Genomic DNA, 21354 nt, shown 5'->3' with positions numbered 1-21354 from the left:
TTGTCTCCGATTGCCGCGCGGGCCCGATGGTAGAAGTACGAGCTACGCGCAAGACTCAACTGTGCAAGGAGCTCTGGCAGGCCATAGTGCTCCCTGAGGGCGTCAATCAGCAGTGTCTTCTCCCGGTTGGACAGGAGTTGCAGATCGACGCCCAGGCCTTTTTTTAGCAGTTCATTGGCCTTGTTCAAGAGGTCCTGCTCAAGGCGCAGTTGCCTGACTTCGTGGCGCAGTATTTCAACCTGGCGCTCGAGCTCTTCGCGCTCTTGCGCCTGCGGTGATCGATCGGTGTGTTTCATTGATGCGGGTGCCTCACGCCCCAGAAGCTGGTTCTTCCAGTTGTACAACGTTGGTCGGCACACGCCGAGCCTGTCGGCAACAGCCTGTGCACTTTCCTGCCGGGTGCAAAGCTCCATCACTCCCGCTTGCTTCAAGCTCTCAGGATATCTTCGCTGGCCCACACTGCCGACAAGGGCCATCCTGGCTTCAGGGAATGCCTCGCGGACCCACTTGGTTAGCGTTCCACGCCCTGGATAGCCCAGCGCCCTCATGGTGGCAGCGATGCATCGATCATGTGTGAGGTAGTGCTCGATGGCCGCTGCCTTCTGGCCCTGCGAGAACTTCGGCTCCCGACGGGCATATCCCAGCGGCAGGTCGAGCCGCTGCTGATACTCGCGGTACCACCCCTTCAATGCATTCTTGGTTGGGTAACCCAGCTGACGGATGGTCGGGCTGGTGCGTTTGCCGAGCTTGATGTAGAGCTCAACGGCTCGGATTCGGTCTTCGTAGGAATACATGAACTACCTTCTAGTAGTCCAAGTTTTCGTCCGCACCCCCGTTCTTTCCGCCCAATTTTGCGCAGTGGCAGATCTATGTGCAGGAGATGCTGGTCACGCTGCAGATTGCGCTGTGGGGCACGGCGCTGGCGGTGGTCACCGCCGTGCCGCTGGCACTGCTGGCCTCGTCCAACATCGTGCCCTGGTGGGTGTACCAACCAGTGCGCCGCGTGCTGGACGCGTGCCGCGCCATCAACGAAATGGTGTTTGCCATGCTGTTTGTGGTGGCCGTGGGCCTGGGGCCTTTTGCGGGCGTGCTGGCGCTGTGGATCCACACCTCGGGCACCCTGGCCAAGCTGTTCTCCGAAGCCGTGGAGGCGATTGACCCGCAGCCCGTGGAAGGCATCCGCTCCACTGGTGCGAGCGCACTGCACGAAATCATCTATGGCGTGATTCCGCAGGTCATGCCGCTGTGGATCTCGTACACGCTGTACCGCTTCGAGGCCAACGTGCGTTCGGCCTCGGTGGTGGGCATGGTGGGCGCCGGGGGCATTGGGGTGGTGCTGTGGGAAATCATCCGGGGCTTCCAGTACGCCGAGACCTGCGCCGTGATGCTCATAATCGTGGTCACGGTGAGCGTGATAGACCTGGTGTCGGCCCGCATCCGCAAGGCGCTGGTCTGACAAGGAGCACACCATGGCATTGAGCCTTGAAGACATTGCCCACCTGCTCGCTACCCGGGGCGTGAACCAGTACGGCCGCGAGGCGGTCAGCCAGCTCGAGCACGCACTGCAGTGCGCGCAGTGGGCCGAAAAATCGGGTGAAACCCCGGCCACTGTCGTCGCGGCCCTGCTGCACGACCTGGGCCACCTGCTGGCGCCCGGGGGCGACGCGGCCGAGCAGGACGACCTGCACCAGTACATGGCCATCCCGTTCTTGCGGGGCCTGCTGCCCGACGCGGTGCTGGAGCCCATCCGCCTGCATGTGGATGCCAAGCGCTACCTGTGCACGATGGAGCCGGGGTACTGGGAGACGCTGTCGCCCGCATCGCAGCACAGCCTAGTGCTGCAGGGCGGGCCCTTCACGCCCAAAGAGGCGATGCAGTTTGCGGCCCAGCCCTTTGCGCAGGAGGCCATCCGCCTGCGCCGCTATGACGACCATGCCAAGGTGCCGGGGCTGGTCACGCCCCCGCTGGGCTACTACATGGCGCTGGTGCAGCGCCTGGTGCAGGCCCCGGCGGCTGTTGCCACTGCGGCGGACCGCGCTCCGGTAGCGGCGTAAACAGCCGCGCGGCGGGACCGGGGCCACCGCCCTGCATCAGCCGCCCTTGTCGCCATTCACCCAGCCCAGGTCCAGCGGGCGGTCCTCGAACTCGGTGTTGAGCACCACCGTGCTGGTGGTGCGGGCCACGCCCGCGATGGCCTTGATCTCGTAGATAACGTCCTCCAGCGCACGCGCGTGCGTGGTGCGGACCTTGGCCAGAAAGTCGTATTCACCCGCCACGCTGTGCAGCTCTTCGACCTGGGGCATGGCGCGCAGGCGGGGTGCCACATCGCGGCAGTGGATGCCTCCATCGTTGCGGATGGCCACGAACGCGGTGAAGTTCAGCCCCACGCGTTCCGGGTCCACGCTAATGGAAAAGCGGCGGATCACGCCCTTGTCCAGCAGCTTCTTCACGCGCTCGTGCACGGCGGCGGTGGACAGTCCCACTTCGGCCCCCACATCGGCATAGGAACGTCGGCCATCGGCGCCTAGCGCCGAAATAATTCTGGCGTCCATGTCATCTGTCTGAATATTTGCTTGCATAACCGCTCGATTTTGGTAAAAATTCCGAAAACCTTGCGGCTTCCATAAATTATTCGGTCAGGTGAAGAATATGCCGGCAATTTTCAATGCGCAAGCCCGCACACAGCGCAAAGGGGCGGTGGCCATGGCACTGCTGTTGGTCTACATCGTCTGGGGCACTACCTATTTCGCCATTGGTATTGCGCTGCAGAGCATGCCGCCGTTGCTGATGAATGCGATCCGCTTTCTGTGTGCTGGGGGGGTGATGCTGCTGATTGCGCTGTGGCAAGGCCATGCATTGCCCACGTGGGTGCAATGGCGCAACTCGGCGGTGGTGGGCGGCTGCATGGTGTTTCTGGCCATGAACCTGATGGGTTTTGCGCAGAAGCTGGGCATCGGCTCGGGCCTGATGGCCACGGTGGTCACCACCATGCCGATGTGGTTGGCGCTGTGGTCGCGCTGGGGCGGCGAGCGGGTGCCCTTCACCAGCTGGATCGGCCTGGCGCTGGGCGTGGTGGGCGCACTGCTGCTAGCGCTGGAGGGCGATTTCTCGGCCACCTGGCTCGGTGCGCTGCTGGCCTTTGGTGCTCCGCTGTGCTGGAGTGTGGGCTCGTATGCATCGCGCAAGCTGTCGCTACCTGCGCCCGCCATGGCATCGGCCGCGCAGTGGTTTGCGGGGGGCGCCATGGGGCTGGTGGTGGCGTTGTGGTTTGAGCCTTTGAGCGCCCTGGGCCAGGTCACTGCCAAGTCGTGGGCGGCGTGGGTCTATCTGCTGGTGTTTGGTACCTTGGTGGCGCTCAATGCATACCTGTGGCTGCTGCAGAACACGTCGGCCGCGCTGGCGGGCAGCTATTCGTTTGTGAACCCTGCGGTGGCTTTGCTGGTGGGCGTGGCGCTGGGGGGCGAGCTGCTCACGGGCTGGGTGTTTGCCGCGCTGCCGTTGATTGGGGCGGCGCTGGCGTTCATTCTGTACGGGCAAGCGCTACAGCGGTGGCTGGAAAAGCTCAGTCCGGGATTACAGCGGTTGCTTCAATCTCGATCTTCGCGCGCTCTTCCATAAGCCCCGCCACCTGCACGCAGGCCATGGCCGGGAAGTTCTTGCCCAGCACCTCGCGGTAGACCGCGCCCAGCTCCTTCAGGCGGCTGTTGTATTCGTTGCGGTCGGTCACGTACCAGGTCAGCCTCACCAGATGCTCGGGGCCTGCGCCACCAGCCTCCAGCACCGCCCGCACATTCAACAGCGTCTGCTTGGTCTGGTCGATGAAGTCGTCGCTCTCAAACTGCTGCTGCGCATTCCAGCCGATCTGGCCGCCGGTGAAGACCATGGTGCCGCGCGCGGCCACGCCGTTGGCGTAGCCCTTGGGGGTGACCCAGCCTTCGGGCTGCAAAAGGGTGTTTTTCATCGTCATGTTGTTTTTGTGGAAGTGGGCGATGTGGCGGAGGGTGATGCGGCCGCACCCTGGCGCAGCTTGAAACGCTGCAGCTTGCCGGTTTCGGTGCGGGGCAGGGCCGTGACGAACTCCACCACGCGCGGGTATTTGAACGGGGCGATGGTGGCTTTCACATGGTCCTGCAGCGTCTTGACCATGGCGGCATCGCCCGTGTGGCCGGGCTTCAAGACGCAGATGGCTTTGACCACCATGCCGCGCTCCTCGTCGGGCACGCCGATCACGCCGCACTCGGCCACGGCCGGGTGGCGCAGCAGGGCGTCTTCCACCTCGGGGCCGCCCACGTTGTAGCCGGCGGTGATGATCATGTCGTCGTCGCGCGCCTGGTAGAAAAAGTAGCCGTCAGCGTCTTGCGTGAACGCATCGCCCGGGTAGTTCCAGCCATCCTTCACGTACTTGGCCTGGCGCGGGTCGTCGAGGTACTTGCAGCCCGTGGGGCCGATCACCGCGAGCTTGCCCACGGTGCCGCGCGGCAGCTCGTTGCCGTTGTCATCTACCACCTTCGCGGTGTAGCCGGGTACCACCTTGCCGATGGCGCCGCGCCGGCTCTCACCGCCGGGCGAAGAGATGAAGATATGGAACATTTCGGTGGCACCAATGCCGTCCGTCATGTCCAGGCCGGTCGCCTCCTTCCACAGCTGGCGTGTGGCGTCAGGCAGGCCCTCGCCCGCGCTCACGCTGGTGCGCAGCTGGGGCAGGCCGATCTGCTTGGCAAAGGGTGCCATCTGCCGGTAGAAGGTGGGGGCGGTGTAGCAGATGGTCACGCCCGCATCGCGCATCAGCCGCACCATGGTTTCGGGCGTGTAGGGCTGGTCGGGGAAATACACGCTGGCCCCGGCCCACATCGGAAACACCAGCAAGCCGCCCAGGCCAAAGGTGAACGCCAGGGGCGGCGAGCCCGCCACGATGTCATCGGGCGTGGCCTTGAGTACATGGCGCGGCCAGGCCTCGCAGCCTGCCAGCACATCGCGGTGCGTGTGCACGGCCGCCTTGGGGGAGCCTGTGGTGCCCGAGGTGAACGCCATCAGCGCGATGTCGTCCGCCGACGTGGGGCAGGGCGGCGTGGTGCCGGGCTTGCCCTGCGCGCGCTGCAGCAGGTCGGCCGCATCCGGCGCTGTGTGGAAGGGCACGATGGTGGCGAGCACGGGGTGCTGCGTCTGCGCCGCCTGCAGCTCGGCCAGCAGGCGGCCGTCGCACAGTGCCAGCGTGGGCTGGGCGCGGTCGATGATGCTGCCCAGCTCCACCGCGCGCAGCAGCGGCATGGTCGCCACCGCCACCAGCCCCGCGTAGACGGTACCCAGCCAGGCCAGCGCCATCTCCACCGTGTTGCCGCCGCGCAGCAGTACGCGGTTGCCGGGCACGAGGCCGTGGTCCTGCGTCAGCACCTCGGCAATGCGCGCGGCCTCGGTGCGGGTGTCGCGGTAGGTATATGTTCGGTGCGGGCCGCGCAACAGAGGGCGGTCGATGTGGCCCGCACGTTCGGCCTGGTCGAACAGCGCCTGCACCAGGTTGGCTTGGTTGGCGATCTGCAGTTCGGGCAGGTCGTAGCGCAGTGTGGGCCAGGCCTCGGGTGCAGGCAGGCGGTCGTGCACGAAATGGTCGGGCTGGGCGGAAGGTTTGGAAGAGGCTTTCATGGCATCACTCCTGCAAAACGGCCTTACCGATGATGAGCTGCTGCACTTCGGTGGCGCCTTCGTAAATGCGCAGCGAGCGGATGTCGCGGTACAGCGATTCGACCTTGCTGCCCACTTCCACGCCGCGCCCGCCGTGCAGCTGCAGCGCCATGTCGATGACGCGCTGGGCGTTTTCAGTGGCGGTCATCTTGGCCATGGCCGCTTCAGCCGTGACGCGCGTGCCGCCGCGCTTCTCGCCTTCATCGCGCAGCCAGGCCGCGCGGTAGGTGAGCAGCGCGGCGCTGTCCACCAGCGCAGCCATCTCGCCGATCTTGGCTTGCGTGAGCTGGAAGTCGGCGAGCGTCTGGCCGAACATGCGGCGCTGGCGTGCGTGGTGCACGGCCTCGGCCAGCGCGCGGCGGGCCATGCCGAGGGCGGCAGCGGCCACCGACGCACGAAAAATGTCCAGCGTGCGCATGGCCAGCTTGAAGCCGCCGTTCTCCTCGCCCAGCAGCGCCGTGGCAGGCACGGCGCATTGGTCGAACTGCAGCGTGGCCAGCGGGTGTGGCGCCATCACGTGGATGTGGCGCGAGGTGTCGAGCCCCGGCGTGTTCGCATCCACGATGAACGCGCTGATGCCGCGCGTGCCCCCAGCCGGGTCGGTCTTTGCGAACACGCAGTAGAAGTCGGCAATGCCGCCATTGCTGATCCAGGTCTTGGTTCCGGTCAAGAAATATGAGCCTTTTAGGCCGTTACCGCCTGATGGGTAAGCGCTTTCAGCTATTGCTTTCATAGCGCCAACATCCGAGCCCGCCTCAGGTTCGGAGAGCGCAAACGCAGCGATCAGCTCGCCGCGCGCCACCCCCTGCAGATAGTGCGCCTGCTGCGCGGGGCTGCCGGCCAGCGTGATCGCGCCGCTGCCCAGCCCCTGCATGGCAAACGCAAAGTCGGCCAGCGGCGAGTGGTAAGCCAGCGTCTCACGCAGCAGCACCAGCGCGCGCGAGTCGAGTGCCGGCAGCGCGCCGCCGTGCGAGGCGGGCACGCAGTAGCGCAGCCAGCCGCCCGCGCCCAGGCGCTGCACCCAGTCGCGGCAAGCAGCACGGTCGTCGGTTTCATCCACTTCTTGCGCGGCCGCCCAGGGCACCAGGCCTGCGGCCAGCGCGCGGTGGGCATCGTCGAAAAACGGCAGGGCCAGGTGCGCCGTCGAAGGTGGGCAAGGGGCGGGTGGCGTGGCTACGTGCATGTTGTTAGTCCCCTTGGAAAACGGGCTTCTGCTTGGCGGCGAACGCTTCGTAGGCGCGGCGGAAGTCTTCGGTTTGCATGCAGATGGCCTGGGCCTGCGCTTCGGCTTCGATGGCCTGCTCGATGGTCATGCTCCACTCCTGGCTCAGCATGGTCTTGGTCATGCCGTGGGCGAAGGTGGGACCATCGGCCAGCGCGCGCGCGGTGGCCTGCACGTTGGCCAGCAGGTCAGCGCTCTCATACAAATCGTTGAAGAAGCCCCAGGCGAGACCCTCGTGCGCTGTCATCGCTCGGCCGGTGAACAGCAGCTCGCTGGCGCGGCCCTGGCCGATCATGCGCGGCAGCAGGGCGCAGGCACCCATGTCGGCGCCTGCCAGACCCACGCGAGTGAAGAGAAAGGCCGTTTTGGTCGCCTCGGTGCCGTAGCGCATGTCGCAGGCCAGCGCCATCATCGCGCCCGCTCCGGCGCAGATGCCGTCGATGGCGCCCAGCACGGGCTGCGGGCAGGCGCGCATGGCTTTCACCAGGTCGCCCGTCATGCGCGTGAACTCCAGCAGTTCGGGCATGGTCATGGTGGTCAGCGGGCCGATGATCTCGTGCACATCGCCGCCCGAGCAGAAGTTGCCGCCCGCACCCGTGACCACGATGGCTTTCACATCGGTGGCGAAGCGCAGCGCGTAAAAGAAGTCGCGCAGCTCGGCATAGCTCTGGAAGGTGAGCGGGTTCTTGCGGTCGGGCCGGTTGAGCGTGACGGTACCCACGCCAGCATCAAAGCTCCAGGCAAAGTGTTCAGCGACGTAGCTGGCCTGGGGGTTGAACTGCTCGCGCATGGGGTTGCTCGCCCCGATGAAGTGTTTCATTCGGCTGTCTCCAAAGAATTGTTTTGTGTGTGCTCTTTCACCTTGCCCAGCAGGCGGTACAAGGTGGCGATGTCGCGCTCGCCCAGCGAGGCGAAGGCTTCGACGATCCATTGCTCGTGCTGGCGCGCCATGGTGTTGAACTGCTCGCGGCCTTGCGGCGTGAGGCGCACGAGGTACGCGCGGCGGTCACCTTCCACGTCCATGCGCTCGACCAGCCCCTCGGCCACGAGCTGGTCGGTGATGCCGGTGATGTTGCCGCTCGTCACCATCATGCGGCGCGAGAGCTCCTTCATCTTCATGCCGTCCGGTGCGCGCTCCAGCTGTGCCATCAGGTCGAAGCGTGGCAGCGTGGTGTCGAACTGCGCGCGCAGGTGGCTGCGCACCTGCTTTTCGATGAGCTGGGTGCAGGTGAGCAGGCGCAGCCACAGGCGCAGGGCCTCGGGATGTTCGCTGGGGGCGGCGCCGTGCAGGCGGGCTTCGAGGTCCATGGTGGCTTACTCGATGGCTGCGGGTTTGCTGGATTCCTGCGCCGGTGCGGTCAGCGCGGCCATCTGCTTTTGCTTGGCAATCTCGCGCAGCATCTGGTCGCGGCCGCTGTGGTATTGCACAGGCCAGTCGGTGTGCGTTGCGGCCTGGGGGCTCAACTGCGCGGCGGCATGCAATGTCCAGGCCGGGTCGGCCAGGTGGGGGCGCGCAATGGCACACAGGTCGGCGCGGCCGGCCGCGATGATGCTGTTGGCGTGGTCCGCCTCGGTGATCGCGCCCACGGCCATGGTGGCAATGCCCACCTCGTTGCGGATGCGGTCGGCAAACGGCGTCTGGTACATGCGGCCATACACCGGGCGCGAGTTGCGCGTGGTCTGGCCGGAGGACACGTCGATCAGGTCTGCGCCTGCGGCCTTGAAGAGGCGCGCGATGGCAATGGCGTCGTCGGCAGTATTTCCGTCAGGGAGCCAGTCGTGGGCCGAGATACGCACGGAGAGCGGCTTGTCGGCCGGCCACACGGCGCGCAGCGCGGTCAGCACCTCCAGCGGGTAGCGGCAGCGGTTCTCCAGGCTGCCGCCGTATGCATCGGTACGCTGGTTGGTGGCGGGGCTCAAAAAGCTGGCCAGCAGGTAGCCGTGTGCGCAGTGCAGCTCCAGCCAGTCAAAGCCGCCGGCCACGGCGCGGCGGGCGCTGTCCACAAACGCGGCGGTCACGCGGTCCATGTCGGCGCGGGTCATGGCGGCAGGCGTCTGGTTCTGCGCGCCGTAGGCGAGGGGGCTCGCGGCCAGCAGGGGCCAGTTGCCCGCGTCCAGCGGCTCATCCGTGCCTTCCCAGCCGACGCGGGTCGAGCCCTTGGGGCCGCTGTGGCCCAGCTGCAGGCCGATCTTGGCTGTGCTGCTGCCGTGCACAAAGTTCACGATGCGCGCAAAGGCGGCTTGCTGTGCGTCGTTCCACAGGCCGGGGCAGGCGGGGGTGATGCGGCCCTCGGGCGTGGGGCTGGTCATCTCCACCATCACCAGCGCGGCGCCGCCCAGGGCCCTAGCGCCCAGGTGCACCAAGTGGAAGTCCTGCGGCACGCCCTCGACCGCGCTGTAGGTGGCCATGGGCGAGACGACGATGCGGTTCTTGAGTGTGAGGCCTTTGAGCGTGAAGGGCGTGAGCATGGGCGGAATCGCGGCCTTGCCACCCGCGAGCCAGGCCTCATAGCCCTCCAGCCATGCGGCATCGCGCAGCCGCAGGTTCTCGTGGCTGATGCGCTGGCTGCGCGTGAGCAGCGAGTACGTGAACTGCTCCACGGGCATGCCGGCGTAGCGCGCCACGTTCTCAAACCACTCGGTGCTGTTGCGCGCGGCGTTCTGGATCTTGAGCACCTCCACGCTGCGGCGCGCCTCGTAGTGCTGCAGCACCTCGTCAATCGGCAAGCCCGTGGCGAATTCGTTGGCCAGGTCAATGGCGTCTTCGAGCGCGAGCTTGGTGCCGCTGCCAATCGAGAAATGTGCGGTGTGCGCCGCGTCACCCATCAGCACGATGGGCACCTGCTTCCCGCCGATGGTCTCGCGGTGCACCCAGGTGTTGCAGATCACGCGCGGAAAGCGGATCCAGTTGGCCGAGCCGCGCAGGTGCGTGGCGTTGCTGATGAGCGCGTTGCCGTCCAGGTATTTGGCAAACAGCTTTTCGCAGAATGCAATGGCCTCGGGCTGCTCCATCTGGTCGAGACCGTGCGCCTTCCACACCGCTTCGGGTGTCTCGATGATGAAGGTGGAGGTGTCGGCATCGAACTGGTAGGCATGCGCCTGGAACCAGCCATGCTCCGTTTGCTCGAAAGCAAACGTAAAAGCGTCGAGTTTTTTGTGAGTGCCCAGCCAGACGAAACGGCATTCGCGCAGGTCGATGTCGGGCTGGTAGGTGGTGGCGTAGCGCGTGCGGATGCGGCTGTTGAGGCCGTCGCTGGCGATCACCAGGTCGGCGTTGTACTCGGCGGCCAGCGCCTGGTCGTCGGCCACATCGGTCTCGAACCCCAACTCCACGCCCACCGCCAGGCACCGGTCCTGCAGGATGTTGAGCAGCCGCTTGCGGCCGATGCCACAGAAGCCGTGGCCCGTGGAGCGCACGCTGCGGCCCTTGAAAAACACCTCGATGTCGTCCCAGTGGTTGAACGCATCGCCGATGAGCGCGGCCGTGGGCGCGTCGGCCGCCTGCAGGTTGGCCAGCGTCTGGTCCGACAGCACCACCCCCCATCCGAAGGTGTCGAACGGCCGGTTGCGTTCGACCACCGTGACGCGGTGCGTGGGGTTTTGCTGCTTCATGAGCAGGGCGAAGTAGAGACCGGCGGGCCCACCGCCAATGCAAAGGATGTTCATGCCAAAATAGTTTAGGCTTAAACAAAATGCTGTCAATGGGGCCTTCCCGGCGAAACCCCTGATGCCATCGCGGGGTGTTGACGCAGTGCAGCAAATTTCTCAAGATGCGCCGCATGAAGCACTTGCTGCACACCTTGGAGGGGCGGCTCGCGGCCTTGCCGGTGCCGATGGCCGTCCAGTTGCCTGCGGGCCAGCAACTGGGCGCGCCCGAGCCTGCTGTAACGCTGCGCTTTCGTGACCGCATGGCGCTGGTGGCGCTGGCCACGGGCGAGATCGGCAATGTGGGGGCTGCCATCGTCGAGGGGCGCGTGGCGCTGGAAGGCGGCATGCGCGACCTGATGGCCGCCGCTGCGGGCCTGTTGACCCGCGACCCGGCCCGCGACCAGCACCACGGCTGGTGGCAGCGGGTGCTGGCACGCGCGCGGTCGATGGCGGTGCACACGCTGGCGCATGACGCGCGCCATGTGCAGTTCCATTACGACCTGTCGGACGACTTCTACGCGCTGTGGCTGGACCCGCGCCGCGTGTATTCGTGTGCGTACTACCGGTCCCCAGACCTGACGCTGGCCCAGGCGCAGGAGGCCAAGCTCGACCACATTTGCCGCAAGCTGCAGCTGCAACCGGGGGACCGGTTTCTGGACATTGGCGCGGGCTGGGGTGGCCTGCTGCTGTGGGCGGCCGAGCACTACGGCGTGGATGCCACAGGCATCACGCTGTCGCGCAACCAGCACGCCCATGTACAGCGGCGCATTGAAGAGCGTGGGCTGCAGGGGCGCGTGCGCATGCAACTGGTGGATTACCGCGAGCTGCAGGTGGCGCAGCCCTTCGACAAGATCGCCTCGGTGGGCATGTTCGAGCATGTGGGCCGCGCGCAGATGCAGCGCTACTTTGAGACGGTGGCGCGCCTGCTGCGGCCCGGAGGGCTGGTGCTGAACCACGGCATCACAGCGGGGGGCGCAGACAACGCGCAACTGGGTGCGGGCATGGGTGACTTTATCGAGCAGTACATCTTCCCCGGCGGCGAGCTGTTGCATGTGAGCACGGTGCTGCACGACATGGCCCGCGCAGGCCTGGAGATGGTGGACACCGAGAACCTGCGCCCACACTATGCGCGTACGCTGTGGGCGTGGTCCGACGGGCTCGAAGCCCAATTGCCTGCGGCCCGCGAGGTGCTGGCCGCACAGGGTGGGGCGCAGCCGGGTGATAAGGTCTTGCGTGCGTACCGCCTGTATCTTGCGGGCAGTGCCCTGGGGTTTGAGCGTGGCTGGATGGCACTGCACCAGATGCTGGCCATCAAGCCTGACGGAGATGTGGCCACCGGGACCATGCCCGGCGCACAATCAGGCTATCCGTTCATTCGCGATTACATCTACCGCAGCTGAGTCTGCTTCTTCCACGAAAACGCTTCACCATGCTATACAAATTCAAATCCCGCGCCGCAGCCGATCTGATCATGCTGGAGCCGCAGGGCCGCCAGGTGGTGACCATCATGGGCAAGACACCCGGTGCCAGCGGCATCGTGACGGCCGCCCAGATCCCTGCCGCCATCGCTGCGCTGGAGTCCGCCGTGGCGTCCGAAGAGGCTCAGCAGGCGTCCGCAGACGCGGGTGGAGAGGACGAGGCCAGTGCGGAAGACCGCGCTGAGGCCGTGCGCCTGCGGCAGCGGGTGGCACCGCTGATCGACATGCTCAAGCGCAGTGCTGCGGCGGATGTGGACGTGGTCTGGGGGGTATAGCGCCTCGTCTTTTGAGCCCAGTGGGCTGCGGGCAGCTTCGTTCGCGGCGCATCTTCACGGCAGCCCCCTGCAGGTTTCTTCTTTCTCGTGCAATCCTCCAATGACCCGCGACCTTTCTCCGCTGGCCGTCGTCCAGGCTCAGCTGGACGCCTACAACGCCAAGAACATCGACGCCCTGTTGGCGACCTACGCCGAAGACGCGCAGCAGTTTGTCCTCCACGGAGAACGGCTTGCGCAAGGGCATGCCGAAATGCGTCCACGCTTTCTGGCGCGCTTTGCCGAGCCCGACCTGCATGCACGGCTGCTGTCGCGCACGGTGGTGGCGAATGTGGTGGTGGACTGCGAATTGATCACGCGCAATTTCCCCGAGGGTCTGGGGACGCTGGAGATGCTGTGCGTGTATGAAGTCTCGAACGGGCGCATCCAGCGCGCCTCGTTTGCCACGGGTGAAAAGCGCCTGCAGCCCGCGCAGGCAGCCATCACGGGCTGACCCGCAGGTCCGCCATCACGGCAAGAGGTCAGTCCACCTTCGCCCCCGACGCCTTCACCACCTGAGCCCACTTCTTGTGTTCGTTGTCGATGTGTTTGGCAAACTCGGCGGGTGTGTTGCCACCCGGAATAGCGCCTTGCGCCACCAGCCGTTCTTTCATCGCCGGGGTGGCCAGTGACTTGGCCACTTCCTGCTGGATGCGGTTCACGATGTCCTGGGGCGTGCCCGCCGGGGCGAGCAGGCCGAACCAGGAGCTGGCCTCGTAGCCCTTGAGGGTCGGGCCTCCGGCCTGCTCCACTGTGGGAACGTCGGGCAGGGCGCTGGAGCGCTCTGAACTGGTTACGGCCAAGGCCGTGAGCTTGCCCGCTTTGATCTGCGCCATCGACGAAGGCAGGTTGTCAAACATCACGTCGGCGTTGCCCGCCACCATGTCCATGAGCGCGGGGCCGGAACCCCGATAAGGCAAGTGCAGCATGAAGGTGCCCGTCATGCTCTTGAACAGCTCGCCTGCCAGATGGATCGATGTGCCGTTGCCGCTGGAGGCCATGTTCATCTTGCCGGGGCTGGCCTTGGCGACGCGGATGAAATCCTGCACGTTGGCGATGCCCTGGGCCTTGGCCTTGTCGGCATTCATCACCATCACATTGGGCACCGCAGCCACCAGCGTGACGGGGACAAAGTCCTTGATGGGGTCGTAGGGCAGCTTGGCGTACAGCGCGCGGTTGATGCCGTGCGTGCCCACGGTGCCCATCAGCAGCGTGTAGCCGTCCCCCGGCGACTTGGCGACGATGTCGGCGCCCACATTCCCGCCAGCACCGGCGCGGTTGTCCACAATGAACTGCTGGCCAAACGCGCGCGAGAGTTCGGGCGCCATGGCGCGCGCCAGGATGTCGGTGGTGCCACCGGGGGCAAAGGGCACCACGATGCGCACGGGCTTGGCGGGCCAGGTGCTGGCTTGTTGTTGGCCGTGCGCAAGGGGCAGCAGGGCAGCGCAACCCAGGGCGGCGCAGGCCAGTGCCGCAACGGTGCGGCGGCGTGGATGGGGGCGTGTTGTCATGGCGGGGGCGTCCTTTCGCAGGTGTTTCGTATGCATGCAAAGCTTTTTACGCGGCGCGGCGCGATCCGTGCAGATGGATTACCCCAAGGTGGTGGCGCCGAGCTCGATGGCAGGCACAAAAAAGCCGCCTCGGCCAAGGCCGAGGCGGCTATTCCATCAATGACTGGAAGGGAAAATTTGATCAGTCTGCGTAGGTGCCTGCAGCCTTGATCACAGCGCCCCATTTGTCGATTTCGGCCTGTACAAACTTCTTGTGTTCAGCGGGTTCCATGCGCTTGTCGGTGACGACCACCGCGCCCAGGCCTTCTTGTTTCTTGATGAACTCGGGGTCCTTCAGTGCAAGCTTGAGGGCTTCGTTGATCTTGGTCACGACGGGAGCTGGCGTGCCCTTGGGCGCGTACAGGCCGTGCCAGATGCTGACGTTGAAGTCCTTCAGGCCCGACTCCGCCAGGGTGGGCAGGTCCTTCAGAGCCGGGGTGGTCAGGCGCTTGGGCGTGGTCACGGCGTAGGCCTTGACCTTCTTGCCTTCGATCTGTGGCGTGGTGTTGGTGGTCTGGTCGCACAGCAGGTCGATCTGGCCGCCAATCAGGTCGGTGATGGCGGGGGCCGTGCCCTTGTACGGCACGGGTGTCATGTCCACCTGCATGGCGCTCTGGAACATCAGGCCACACAGGTGCGACGCTGCGCCCAGGCCGGCATTGCCCAGGTTGATCTTGCCCTTGTTCTGCTGGATCCAGGCGGTGAGTTCCTTGAAGTTGTTCGCAGGCATGGTGGGCCGAGCGATCAGCGTCATGGGCACATCGTTGACCATGCCCAGGTATTCAAAGTCGTTGGGCACGCTGAACGACAGCTTGCGGTACAGCGCGGGCATGGTGGACATGCCAATGTGGTTGAGCAGCAGCGTGTAGCCGTCCGGCGCGGCGCGGGCTACGCGGGCTGCACCGATGGAGCTGCCGGCGCCGGCCGTGTTGTCCACCACCACAGTAGCACCCAGGGGCTTGCGCAGTGCTTCGGCCAGGTCGCGCGCCACGCGGTCGGTGGGGCCGCCCGCAGCAAAGGGAACCACGATGGTGACGGTCTTGTCCTTGGCGGGATAGTCTTGGGCGCTGGCGCCAAAAGCGGTGGCTGCGGCCGCAGCGATCAATGCAAGTTTCAGCGTTGTTTTCATGGGTCTCTCCTGTGAATGACGGGCCATGATAGCGAGGGGGGTTTGCGGGAACATTGCGGATATTACGTAGCACACAGGGGGCATGGTCTTTAACAAAAAGACGTCTGTAGCGCTTGTCTATAAAGCGCTGAATGCTACAAAATAAGGAGCAATGCTAGGGTAAACACTGCGGCATGCCACCGCGCAAAGCGGGCACTTTTTGCGCTGACGCAAACCTTTGGGCGGAGCGGGAAGGGCCCACGTTTGCGCATTGACAGCACGCCCATGCCCCTCATCACCGAGACAGGCACGATCCGATGCCAGCGCCACCGTGGAACGCTTTGCCAGGCCACGGGCGGCGTTTCCGTTGGGGATAGAGGAGCTGCAGCCCCTGGCAGCTGCGGCTAGGCGCCGCAGGGCGCCATGGCGGAGGCTACTTATAGCTCCGCGCGTCCTCGATCACCTTGCCATCGTTGGGCAGCGTGCCAGGGGCCACCATCTGCACGTCGCCCCGCAGCTTGGTCACTTCGCGGATAGCGTCCGAGAGCTGGTGTGCCAGGCCCTCGGCGGTCTCCACGGTTTCCACCTGCAGCACCATCTGGTCGTTGGCCATCTCGCCGCTGACCACCAGGCGTGCGCGCAGCACCTGCGGAAAACGCTGTGCAATCGTGGCCACCTGGCCGGGGTGCACGAACATGCCGCGGACCTTGGTGGTCTGGTCGGCCCGGCCCATCCAGCCCTTGATGCGGGTGTTGGTGCGGCCCGTGGGGCACTGCCCTGGCAGCACGGCCGACAGATCGCCCGTGCCAAAGCGGATCAGCGGGTAGTCGGGGTTGAGCGTGGTCACCACCAGCTCGCCCACCTCGCCCTCGGGCACCGGGTCGCCGGTGCCGGGGCGCACGATCTCGACGATCACGCCTTCATCGAGCACCAAGCCTTCGCGGGCCGAGGTTTCGTAGGCAATCAGCCCCAGGTCGGCCGTGGCGTAGCACTGGTAGCCCGCGATGCCGCGCTCGGCAAACCACTCGCGCAGTGAGGGCGGAAAGGCCTCGCCCGACACCAGCGCCTTGGTCACCGTGGGCAGCGTTACACCCATCTCGGCGGCTTTTTCGACAATGATCTTGAGAAAGCTGGGCGTGCCGATGTAGCCCGCAGGTTGCAGTTCGGCCATGGCCTGCACCTGCTGCTCGGTCTGCCCCGTGCCGCCTGCAAACACCGTGCAGCCCAGAGCGTGTGCGCCGGTTTCCATCATCGAGCCCGCGGGCACGAAGTGGTAGCTGAAGCTGTTGTGGATCAGCTCACCGGGCCGAAAGCCTGCGGAGTGGATGGCGCGCGCCATGCGCCAGTAGTCGCGCCGCGTGCCTTCGGGTTCGTAGATGGTGCCGGGGCTGGCAAACACACGCGGCATGGCCGCGCCAAAACCCAGCGCGCTGAAGCCGCCAAACACGTTGGTCGCGCGGCCTGCCTGCTGGCGCTCCAGCAACTCGTACTTGCGGGTGACGGGCAGCGTTGCCAGGGCCGCGCGGCCGGTGATGGTGGTTGCATCCACGCCAGCCAGGATGCCGGCAAATGCGGGCGATGCCTTCTGGGCATGGGCGATCTGCTGCGGCAGCGCAGCCATCAACGCTGCTTCGCGCTCTGCGGGGCTGCGCGTTTCCAGGGCGTCATAAAACGTGCTCATGCCTGGGTTTCCTTGTGAGGTGGTTTGAGGTGAAATTGGCCTCTAGCGCTTATCCATAAAGCGCAAGCAGCTATGAAATTGAGAGTGAATTTGTCCGAGGTCCGAAAATGAGCACTGCCCTGGCTGCCCGCGCTGCCCCACCAGCGCACCCGTGGAACTGGCTCTGCCAGGCCACTGGGTGCGTCCCCCTGAGGGGGATGGCGCGTCAGCGCCTCAGGGGGCTCCCTAAGCAAGCCAGCGCTTGCGCCGCTTGTAGCTTTTGACATCCTTGAAACTCTTGCGCTCGCCGCCGCCCACGCCCAGGTAGAACTCCTTGACGTCCTCGTTGTTGGCCAGGTCGCTCGCTGCGCCGTCCATCACCACGCGGCCGCTTTCCATGATGTAGCCGTAGTCGGAATACTTGAGCGCCATGTTGGTGTTCTGCTCGGCCAGCAGGAAGGTGACCTTTTCTTTGGTGTTCAGGTCCTTCACGATGTTGAACACCTCCTCCACGATCTGCGGCGCCAGGCCCATCGAGGGCTCGTCCAGCAACACCATGCTGGGGTTGGCCATCAGCGCGCGGCCGATGGCGCACATCTGCTGCTCGCCACCCGAGGTGTAGGCGGCCTGCGAGGTGCGGCGCGTCTTGAGGCGCGGAAAATAGTTGTAGACCTTCTCCAGGTTGGCTGCGATCTCGGCCTTGCTGGTGCGGGTGTAGCTGCCCGTCATCAGGTTCTCTTCAATGGTCAGGTGGGCAAAACAGTGGCGCCCCTCCATCACCTGCACCACGCCACGCTGCACCAGGTCCGCGGGCGAGAGGTTTTCGATGCGCTCGCCGCGCAGCTCGATGGAACCCTTGGTGACCTCGCCCCGCTCGCCCTGCAGCAGGTTGGAGATGGCGCGCAGCGTGGTCGTCTTGCCCGCCCCGTTCCCCCCCAGGATGGCCACGATGGAGCCCTGCGGCACCTGCAGTGACACGCCCTTGAGCACCAGGATCACGTGGTTGTAGATGACCTCGATGCCGTTGACGTTGAGAACGATATTGCTGTTGGAGTCCATGGTGTTGCCTTCCTGTACCAATCCAAAGAGCTGTTGCACAACCCTTTGGATTGGCGGCTGCCAAAGAGGCAACCGCTTTTCACTGGCCCTTGAAACGGTCGCTGCCCAGGCCAGGGCCACCGCGCAAGTGCCGCCCCGCCGCGCTGGTGGCGTCCCCCTTCCCGCAGCGCGAAGCGCTAAGAGAGAAGGGGGAAGCGGCAAAGCCGCTCAGGGGGATGTGCTTAGCTCTGGCAGTCCGCAGCGTCGCGGCGCGTCATCTTCTTGTCGGCCAGGTACTTGTCCGCACCGGCCTTGACCATGGGCTTCAAGATCTGCTCATCGGCCTGGTACCAGTCGGACGAGAAGTTCCACTTGCTGCCATCCCAGGTGTGGACGCGCGCCCAGGTGGATCCCATGTGGTCAGCGCAGCTGGTGGACAGCGGACGCATCACGCCGCCAAAGCCCAGCGCATCGAGCTTCTTCTGGTCCAGGGCCAGGTTTTCCATGCCCCAGCGCACTTGTTCGCCGGTCATGACCTTGCCCTTGCCAAAACGCTCCTGTGCGCGGCGCACCGATTCGACGGCCAGCATCTGGATGATCACGCCGCGCGTGTACAGCACCGAGCCCACTTCGTCCTTGGGACCCGTGCCCTGGCCCTTGTCGTGCACGTTCTTCAGGATGTCCTGGATCACCTTGGGCTGCTGGCCCGAGGTGTTCAGTGCCAGCGCGTTGTAGCCCTTGGCGCCTTCGCCCACGTCACGCACATCGGGCTCGGCACCCGCCCACCACACGCCATACATCTTGTCGCGGGGGTAGCCCGTGGCCTGGGCTTCCTTGAGGGCGGTGGAGTTCATCACGCCCCAGCCCCACAGCAGCACGTAGTCAGGGCGGCTCTGGCGCACTTGCAGCCAGGTGGCTTTTTGTTCCACGCCGGGCGCGGTCACGGGCAGCATCTGCAGCTCAAAGCCATGCATCTTGGCGCGCTCTTGCAGCAGCGGGATGGGTTCCTTGCCAAACGGGCTGTCGTGGTACACCAGCGCAATCTTCTTGCCCTTGAGCTTGTCCAGGCCGCCATTGGCCTTGCCGATGTGCTGGATCAGGATGTCGGCGCCGGTCCAGTAGCTGCCCATGAACGGAAAATTCCACTTGAACGCCTGGCCGTCCTGCGCCACCGACAGGCCGTAGCCCAGCGTCATCAGCGGAATCTTGTCCACAGGGGCTTTTTCGGTCAGTGCAAACGTGATGCCGGTGGCCTGGGGGTCGAACAGCGACACGCCGGGGCGGCTCTTGAGGCGCTCGTAGCATTCGACGCCACGGTCGGTGGCGTAGCCCGTTTCACATTCTTCAAAAGTCAGCTTCACACCATTGATGCCGCCGTCGCGGGCGTTGATCATCTTGATGTAGTCCTGCTTGCCGTTGGCCCATGGCACACCGTTGGGTGCGTAGGGTCCTGTGCGGTAGGACAGCAGCGGGAAGAACTGCTCCTTGGCTTGTGCGAGGGCGCTCGTCGCAACGGACGAGGCACCGGCAGCAACCACCGCAGCGGCGATCACGAGTTTCGAAAGCTTCATGGATGTCTCCTTTGGATGAATGTGTTGAAGCACGGGGAAAACTGGCAGGGGATCAGTGGGGGAAGGGCCAGAGGCGGAGTTTTTGTTTGGCGGTGGACCACAGCTTGGCCAGGCCATGGGGCTCCACGATGAGGAACCACACGATCAGAGCTCCGAAGATCATCAGCTCGGCATGCGAGACACCGGCGGTGGACACCTCGATGCCAAAGATCCCCATGAAGGCCGGCAGGAACTGGTTGAGCACGATGGGCAGCACCACGATGAAGGCCGCACCAAAGAAGCCACCCATGATCGAGCCGAGCCCGCCGATGATCACCATGAACAGCAGGCGGAACGAAATTTCCACCGAGAAGGCCGCAGGCTCCCAAGCGCCCAGGTGCACAAAGGCCCACAGCGCACCGGCCATGCCCACGATGAACGAGCTGACCGCAAACGCGCTGAGCTTGGCGTACATGGGGCGGATGCCGATCACGGCCGCAGCCACGTCCATGTCACGGATGGCCATCCACTCACGCCCGATGGCGCCGCGCACCAGGTTCTTGGCCAGCAGGGCCACCACCACCAGGATGGCCAGGCAGAAGATGTACTTGCTGGTGGCGCTTTCGATCGGCATGCCCAGCACCTGCAGGTTGGTGACCGACACCGAGCCCGAGTCGGAGTTGTTGGTGAACCACTTGATGCGCAGGAACATCCAGTCGCTGAAGAACTGCGCGGCCAGCGTCGCCACGGCCAGGTACAGCCCCTTGACGCGCAGGCTGGGCAGCCCGAACAGGATGCCGAAGAACGTGGCGCACAGCCCGCCCAGGATCAGGGCCGGGATCAGCGGCATGCCGGGGAAACGCACGAAGAAGTTGTAGGCCCCGTAGGCGCCCACGGCCATGAAGGCGCCCGAGCCCAGCGAGATCTGGCCGCAGTAGCCCACCAGGATGTTCACCCCCAGGGCCGCCAGTGCCATGATGACGAAGGGGATCAGGATGGCACGGAAGATGTAGTCGCTGGCCAGCATGGGCACAGCGATGAAGGCGATGGCCAGGATGATGCCGATGGCAATGCGGTCCTGCGCGATCGGAAAGATCTGCTGGTCAGCGCGGTAGCTCGTCTTGAACTGGCCGTTTTCGCGGTAGAGCATGGAAGTCTCCTGTTCTTGTTGTTATGGGTTACACGCGGTCGATGATCTTTTCTCCGAACAAACCTTGCGGTCTGAACAGGAGGAACACCAGCGCCAGCACATACGCAAACCAGATCTCGATGCCCCCGCCCACGAACGGGCCCAGGTACACCTCGGAGAGCTTCTCGCCCACGCCGATGATCAGGCCGCCGATGATGGCGCCGGGTACCGAAGTCAGGCCGCCCAGGATCACCACCGGCAGCGCACGCAGGGCCACCGTGGTGAGCGAGAACTGCACCCCGAGCTTGCTGCCCCAGATCATCCCGGCCACCAGGGCCACCACACCTGCCACGCACCACACGATCACCCAGATGCGGTTCAAAGGGATGCCGATGGATTGGGCCGCCTGGTGGTCGTCGGCCACGGCGCGCAGTGCGCGGCCGGTCGAGGTTTTCTGAAAGAACACCGACAGCAGGGCCACCAGCGCAGCGGCAATGGCGGCAGCAATCACGTCTTCCTTGTTGATCAGGATGCCGCCCTGGAACACCGTGTCAAAAGCAAAAATGGGCTCCTTGGGCATGCCCACGTCGATTTTGTAGATGTCGCTACCAAACAGCGTCTGGCCCAGGCCTTCAAGAAAGTACGTGATGCCCAATGTGGCCATCAGCAGCGTGGCACCTTCCTGGTTGACCAGGTGGCGCAGCACCAGCTTTTCAATCAGCCAGGCCACCACGAACATGATGGCGCCCGCAATCACGAAGGCGGCCAGGTTGGCCACGATGGGGTTGTCGATGCCGGTCCACTTGGGGATCCATTCGGCAAAGCGGGCCATGGCCAGCGCTGCAAACAGCACCATCGCGCCCTGCGCGAAGTTGAACACGCCTGAAGCCTTGTAGATCAGCACAAAGCCCAGCGCCACCAGCGAATACAGCATGCCGGCCATGAGGCCGCCGATGAGGGTTTCCAAAAAGAATGCCATGA

At 65.0% G+C, this 21354-nt stretch carries 20 protein-coding genes and 1 pseudogene; 6 read left to right on the top strand and 15 right to left on the bottom strand.

Annotated features, from left to right (window positions below; genetic code table 11):
- Positions 1-794, bottom strand: a 794-nt coding sequence (locus ACODS0_RS11795; protein WP_488835077.1) for a transposase, incomplete at its 3' end; no start/stop codon positions are given.
- Positions 795-826: 32 nt separating this feature from the next.
- On the opposite strand from ACODS0_RS11795, the pseudogene phnE reads away from it, so the two are divergent.
- Both phnE and ACODS0_RS11785 read left to right on the top strand, forming a co-directional pair.
- Positions 827-1456: pseudogene (phnE, locus tag ACODS0_RS11790) on the top strand (phosphonate ABC transporter, permease protein PhnE); the annotation flags it as partial.
- Between the two features lie 13 nt (positions 1457-1469).
- Entirely contained in the window at positions 1470-2054 is a 585-nt protein-coding gene (locus ACODS0_RS11785; protein WP_488835074.1) for a phosphonate degradation HD-domain oxygenase, read from the top strand.
- A gap of 36 nt (positions 2055-2090) precedes the next feature.
- Here ACODS0_RS11785 and ACODS0_RS11780 read toward each other — a convergent pair whose 3' ends face one another.
- Complete coding sequence (locus ACODS0_RS11780) at positions 2091-2552, bottom strand: Lrp/AsnC family transcriptional regulator (protein ID WP_055399988.1); 462 nt, start codon at positions 2550-2552, stop codon at positions 2091-2093.
- 97 nt (positions 2553-2649) lie between these two features.
- Between ACODS0_RS11780 and ACODS0_RS11775 the strand changes: the two genes are divergently transcribed.
- A complete protein-coding gene (locus ACODS0_RS11775; RefSeq protein WP_436130389.1) occupies positions 2650-3618 on the top strand; it encodes an EamA family transporter in 969 nt (322 codons plus the stop codon).
- Here the strand turns inward: ACODS0_RS11775 and ACODS0_RS11770 are convergent.
- Genes ACODS0_RS11770 through ACODS0_RS11745 form a run of 6 tightly spaced genes read right to left on the bottom strand, consistent with a single transcriptional unit; the run spans position 3563 to position 10567 of the window.
- Positions 3563-3961 (bottom strand): RidA family protein, encoded by a 399-nt coding sequence (locus tag ACODS0_RS11770; protein ID WP_488835072.1) that lies wholly within the window; start codon positions 3959-3961, stop codon positions 3563-3565. The two genes, ACODS0_RS11775 and ACODS0_RS11770, sit on opposite strands and share 56 nt — an antisense overlap.
- Positions 3962-3963: 2 nt before the next feature.
- Positions 3964-5640 carry an AMP-binding protein gene (locus ACODS0_RS11765; protein WP_488835070.1) on the bottom strand — a complete coding sequence of 559 codons (1677 nt, stop codon included), beginning with the start codon at positions 5638-5640 and terminating at the stop codon, positions 3964-3966.
- 4 nt (positions 5641-5644) lie between these two features.
- On the bottom strand, positions 5645-6862 hold the full coding sequence (locus ACODS0_RS11760) for an acyl-CoA dehydrogenase family protein (RefSeq protein ID WP_055399994.1): 1218 nt from the start codon (positions 6860-6862) through the stop codon (positions 5645-5647).
- A 4-nt stretch (positions 6863-6866) separates the two neighbouring features.
- Complete coding sequence (locus tag ACODS0_RS11755; protein ID WP_218298983.1) at positions 6867-7721, bottom strand: enoyl-CoA hydratase family protein; 855 nt, start codon at positions 7719-7721, stop codon at positions 6867-6869.
- Positions 7718-8209, bottom strand: coding sequence for a MarR family winged helix-turn-helix transcriptional regulator (locus ACODS0_RS11750; protein ID WP_218298982.1), 492 nt, complete (start codon positions 8207-8209; stop codon positions 7718-7720). Before ACODS0_RS11750 ends, ACODS0_RS11755 begins: the two co-directional genes overlap by 4 nt.
- A gap of 6 nt (positions 8210-8215) precedes the next feature.
- A complete protein-coding gene (locus ACODS0_RS11745) occupies positions 8216-10567 on the bottom strand; it encodes a bifunctional salicylyl-CoA 5-hydroxylase/oxidoreductase (protein ID WP_488835066.1) in 2352 nt (783 codons plus the stop codon).
- 113 nt (positions 10568-10680) lie between these two features.
- On the opposite strand from ACODS0_RS11745, the gene ACODS0_RS11740 reads away from it, so the two are divergent.
- The 3 genes from ACODS0_RS11740 (at position 10681) to ACODS0_RS11730 (ending at position 12792) form a co-directional block, all read left to right on the top strand.
- Entirely contained in the window at positions 10681-11949 is a 1269-nt protein-coding gene (locus ACODS0_RS11740) for a class I SAM-dependent methyltransferase (RefSeq protein WP_228897523.1), read from the top strand.
- 29 nt (positions 11950-11978) lie between these two features.
- Positions 11979-12302 (top strand): DUF1840 domain-containing protein, encoded by a 324-nt coding sequence (locus ACODS0_RS11735; protein WP_121422116.1) that lies wholly within the window; start codon positions 11979-11981, stop codon positions 12300-12302.
- 100 nt (positions 12303-12402) lie between these two features.
- Positions 12403-12792 carry a nuclear transport factor 2 family protein gene (locus tag ACODS0_RS11730; RefSeq protein WP_306554200.1) on the top strand — a complete coding sequence of 130 codons (390 nt, stop codon included), beginning with the start codon at positions 12403-12405 and terminating at the stop codon, positions 12790-12792.
- Between the two features lie 28 nt (positions 12793-12820).
- On the opposite strand, the gene ACODS0_RS11725 is transcribed toward ACODS0_RS11730, so the two are convergent.
- The 7 genes from ACODS0_RS11725 to ACODS0_RS11695 all read right to left on the bottom strand — a co-directional run bounded on the left by ACODS0_RS11725 (position 12821) and on the right by ACODS0_RS11695 (position 21352).
- Positions 12821-13849, bottom strand: a complete 1029-nt coding sequence (locus ACODS0_RS11725) for a Bug family tripartite tricarboxylate transporter substrate binding protein (RefSeq protein ID WP_488835060.1) — start codon at positions 13847-13849, stop codon at positions 12821-12823.
- 181 nt (positions 13850-14030) lie between these two features.
- A complete protein-coding gene (locus ACODS0_RS11720) occupies positions 14031-15017 on the bottom strand; it encodes a tripartite tricarboxylate transporter substrate-binding protein (protein WP_055400007.1) in 987 nt (328 codons plus the stop codon).
- Positions 15018-15429: 412 nt separating this feature from the next.
- Entirely contained in the window at positions 15430-16677 is a 1248-nt protein-coding gene (locus tag ACODS0_RS11715; RefSeq protein WP_436130381.1) for a phenylacetate--CoA ligase family protein, read from the bottom strand.
- Between the two features lie 225 nt (positions 16678-16902).
- Complete coding sequence (locus tag ACODS0_RS11710; protein WP_055400025.1) at positions 16903-17715, bottom strand: ABC transporter ATP-binding protein; 813 nt, start codon at positions 17713-17715, stop codon at positions 16903-16905.
- Positions 17716-17936: 221 nt separating this feature from the next.
- On the bottom strand, positions 17937-19265 hold the full coding sequence (locus ACODS0_RS11705; protein ID WP_055400011.1) for an ABC transporter substrate-binding protein: 1329 nt from the start codon (positions 19263-19265) through the stop codon (positions 17937-17939).
- 52 nt (positions 19266-19317) lie between these two features.
- Positions 19318-20394, bottom strand: coding sequence for a branched-chain amino acid ABC transporter permease (locus tag ACODS0_RS11700; protein WP_055400013.1), 1077 nt, complete (start codon positions 20392-20394; stop codon positions 19318-19320).
- Between the two features lie 28 nt (positions 20395-20422).
- A complete protein-coding gene (locus ACODS0_RS11695) occupies positions 20423-21352 on the bottom strand; it encodes a branched-chain amino acid ABC transporter permease (RefSeq protein WP_055400015.1) in 930 nt (309 codons plus the stop codon).
- Positions 21353-21354 lie beyond the last annotated feature (2 nt).

Source organism: Acidovorax sp. FG60 (assembly GCF_057808995.1).
The sequence above is the reverse complement of the archived record's forward strand: the minus strand, read 5'-3'. Positions and strand labels throughout refer to the sequence as shown.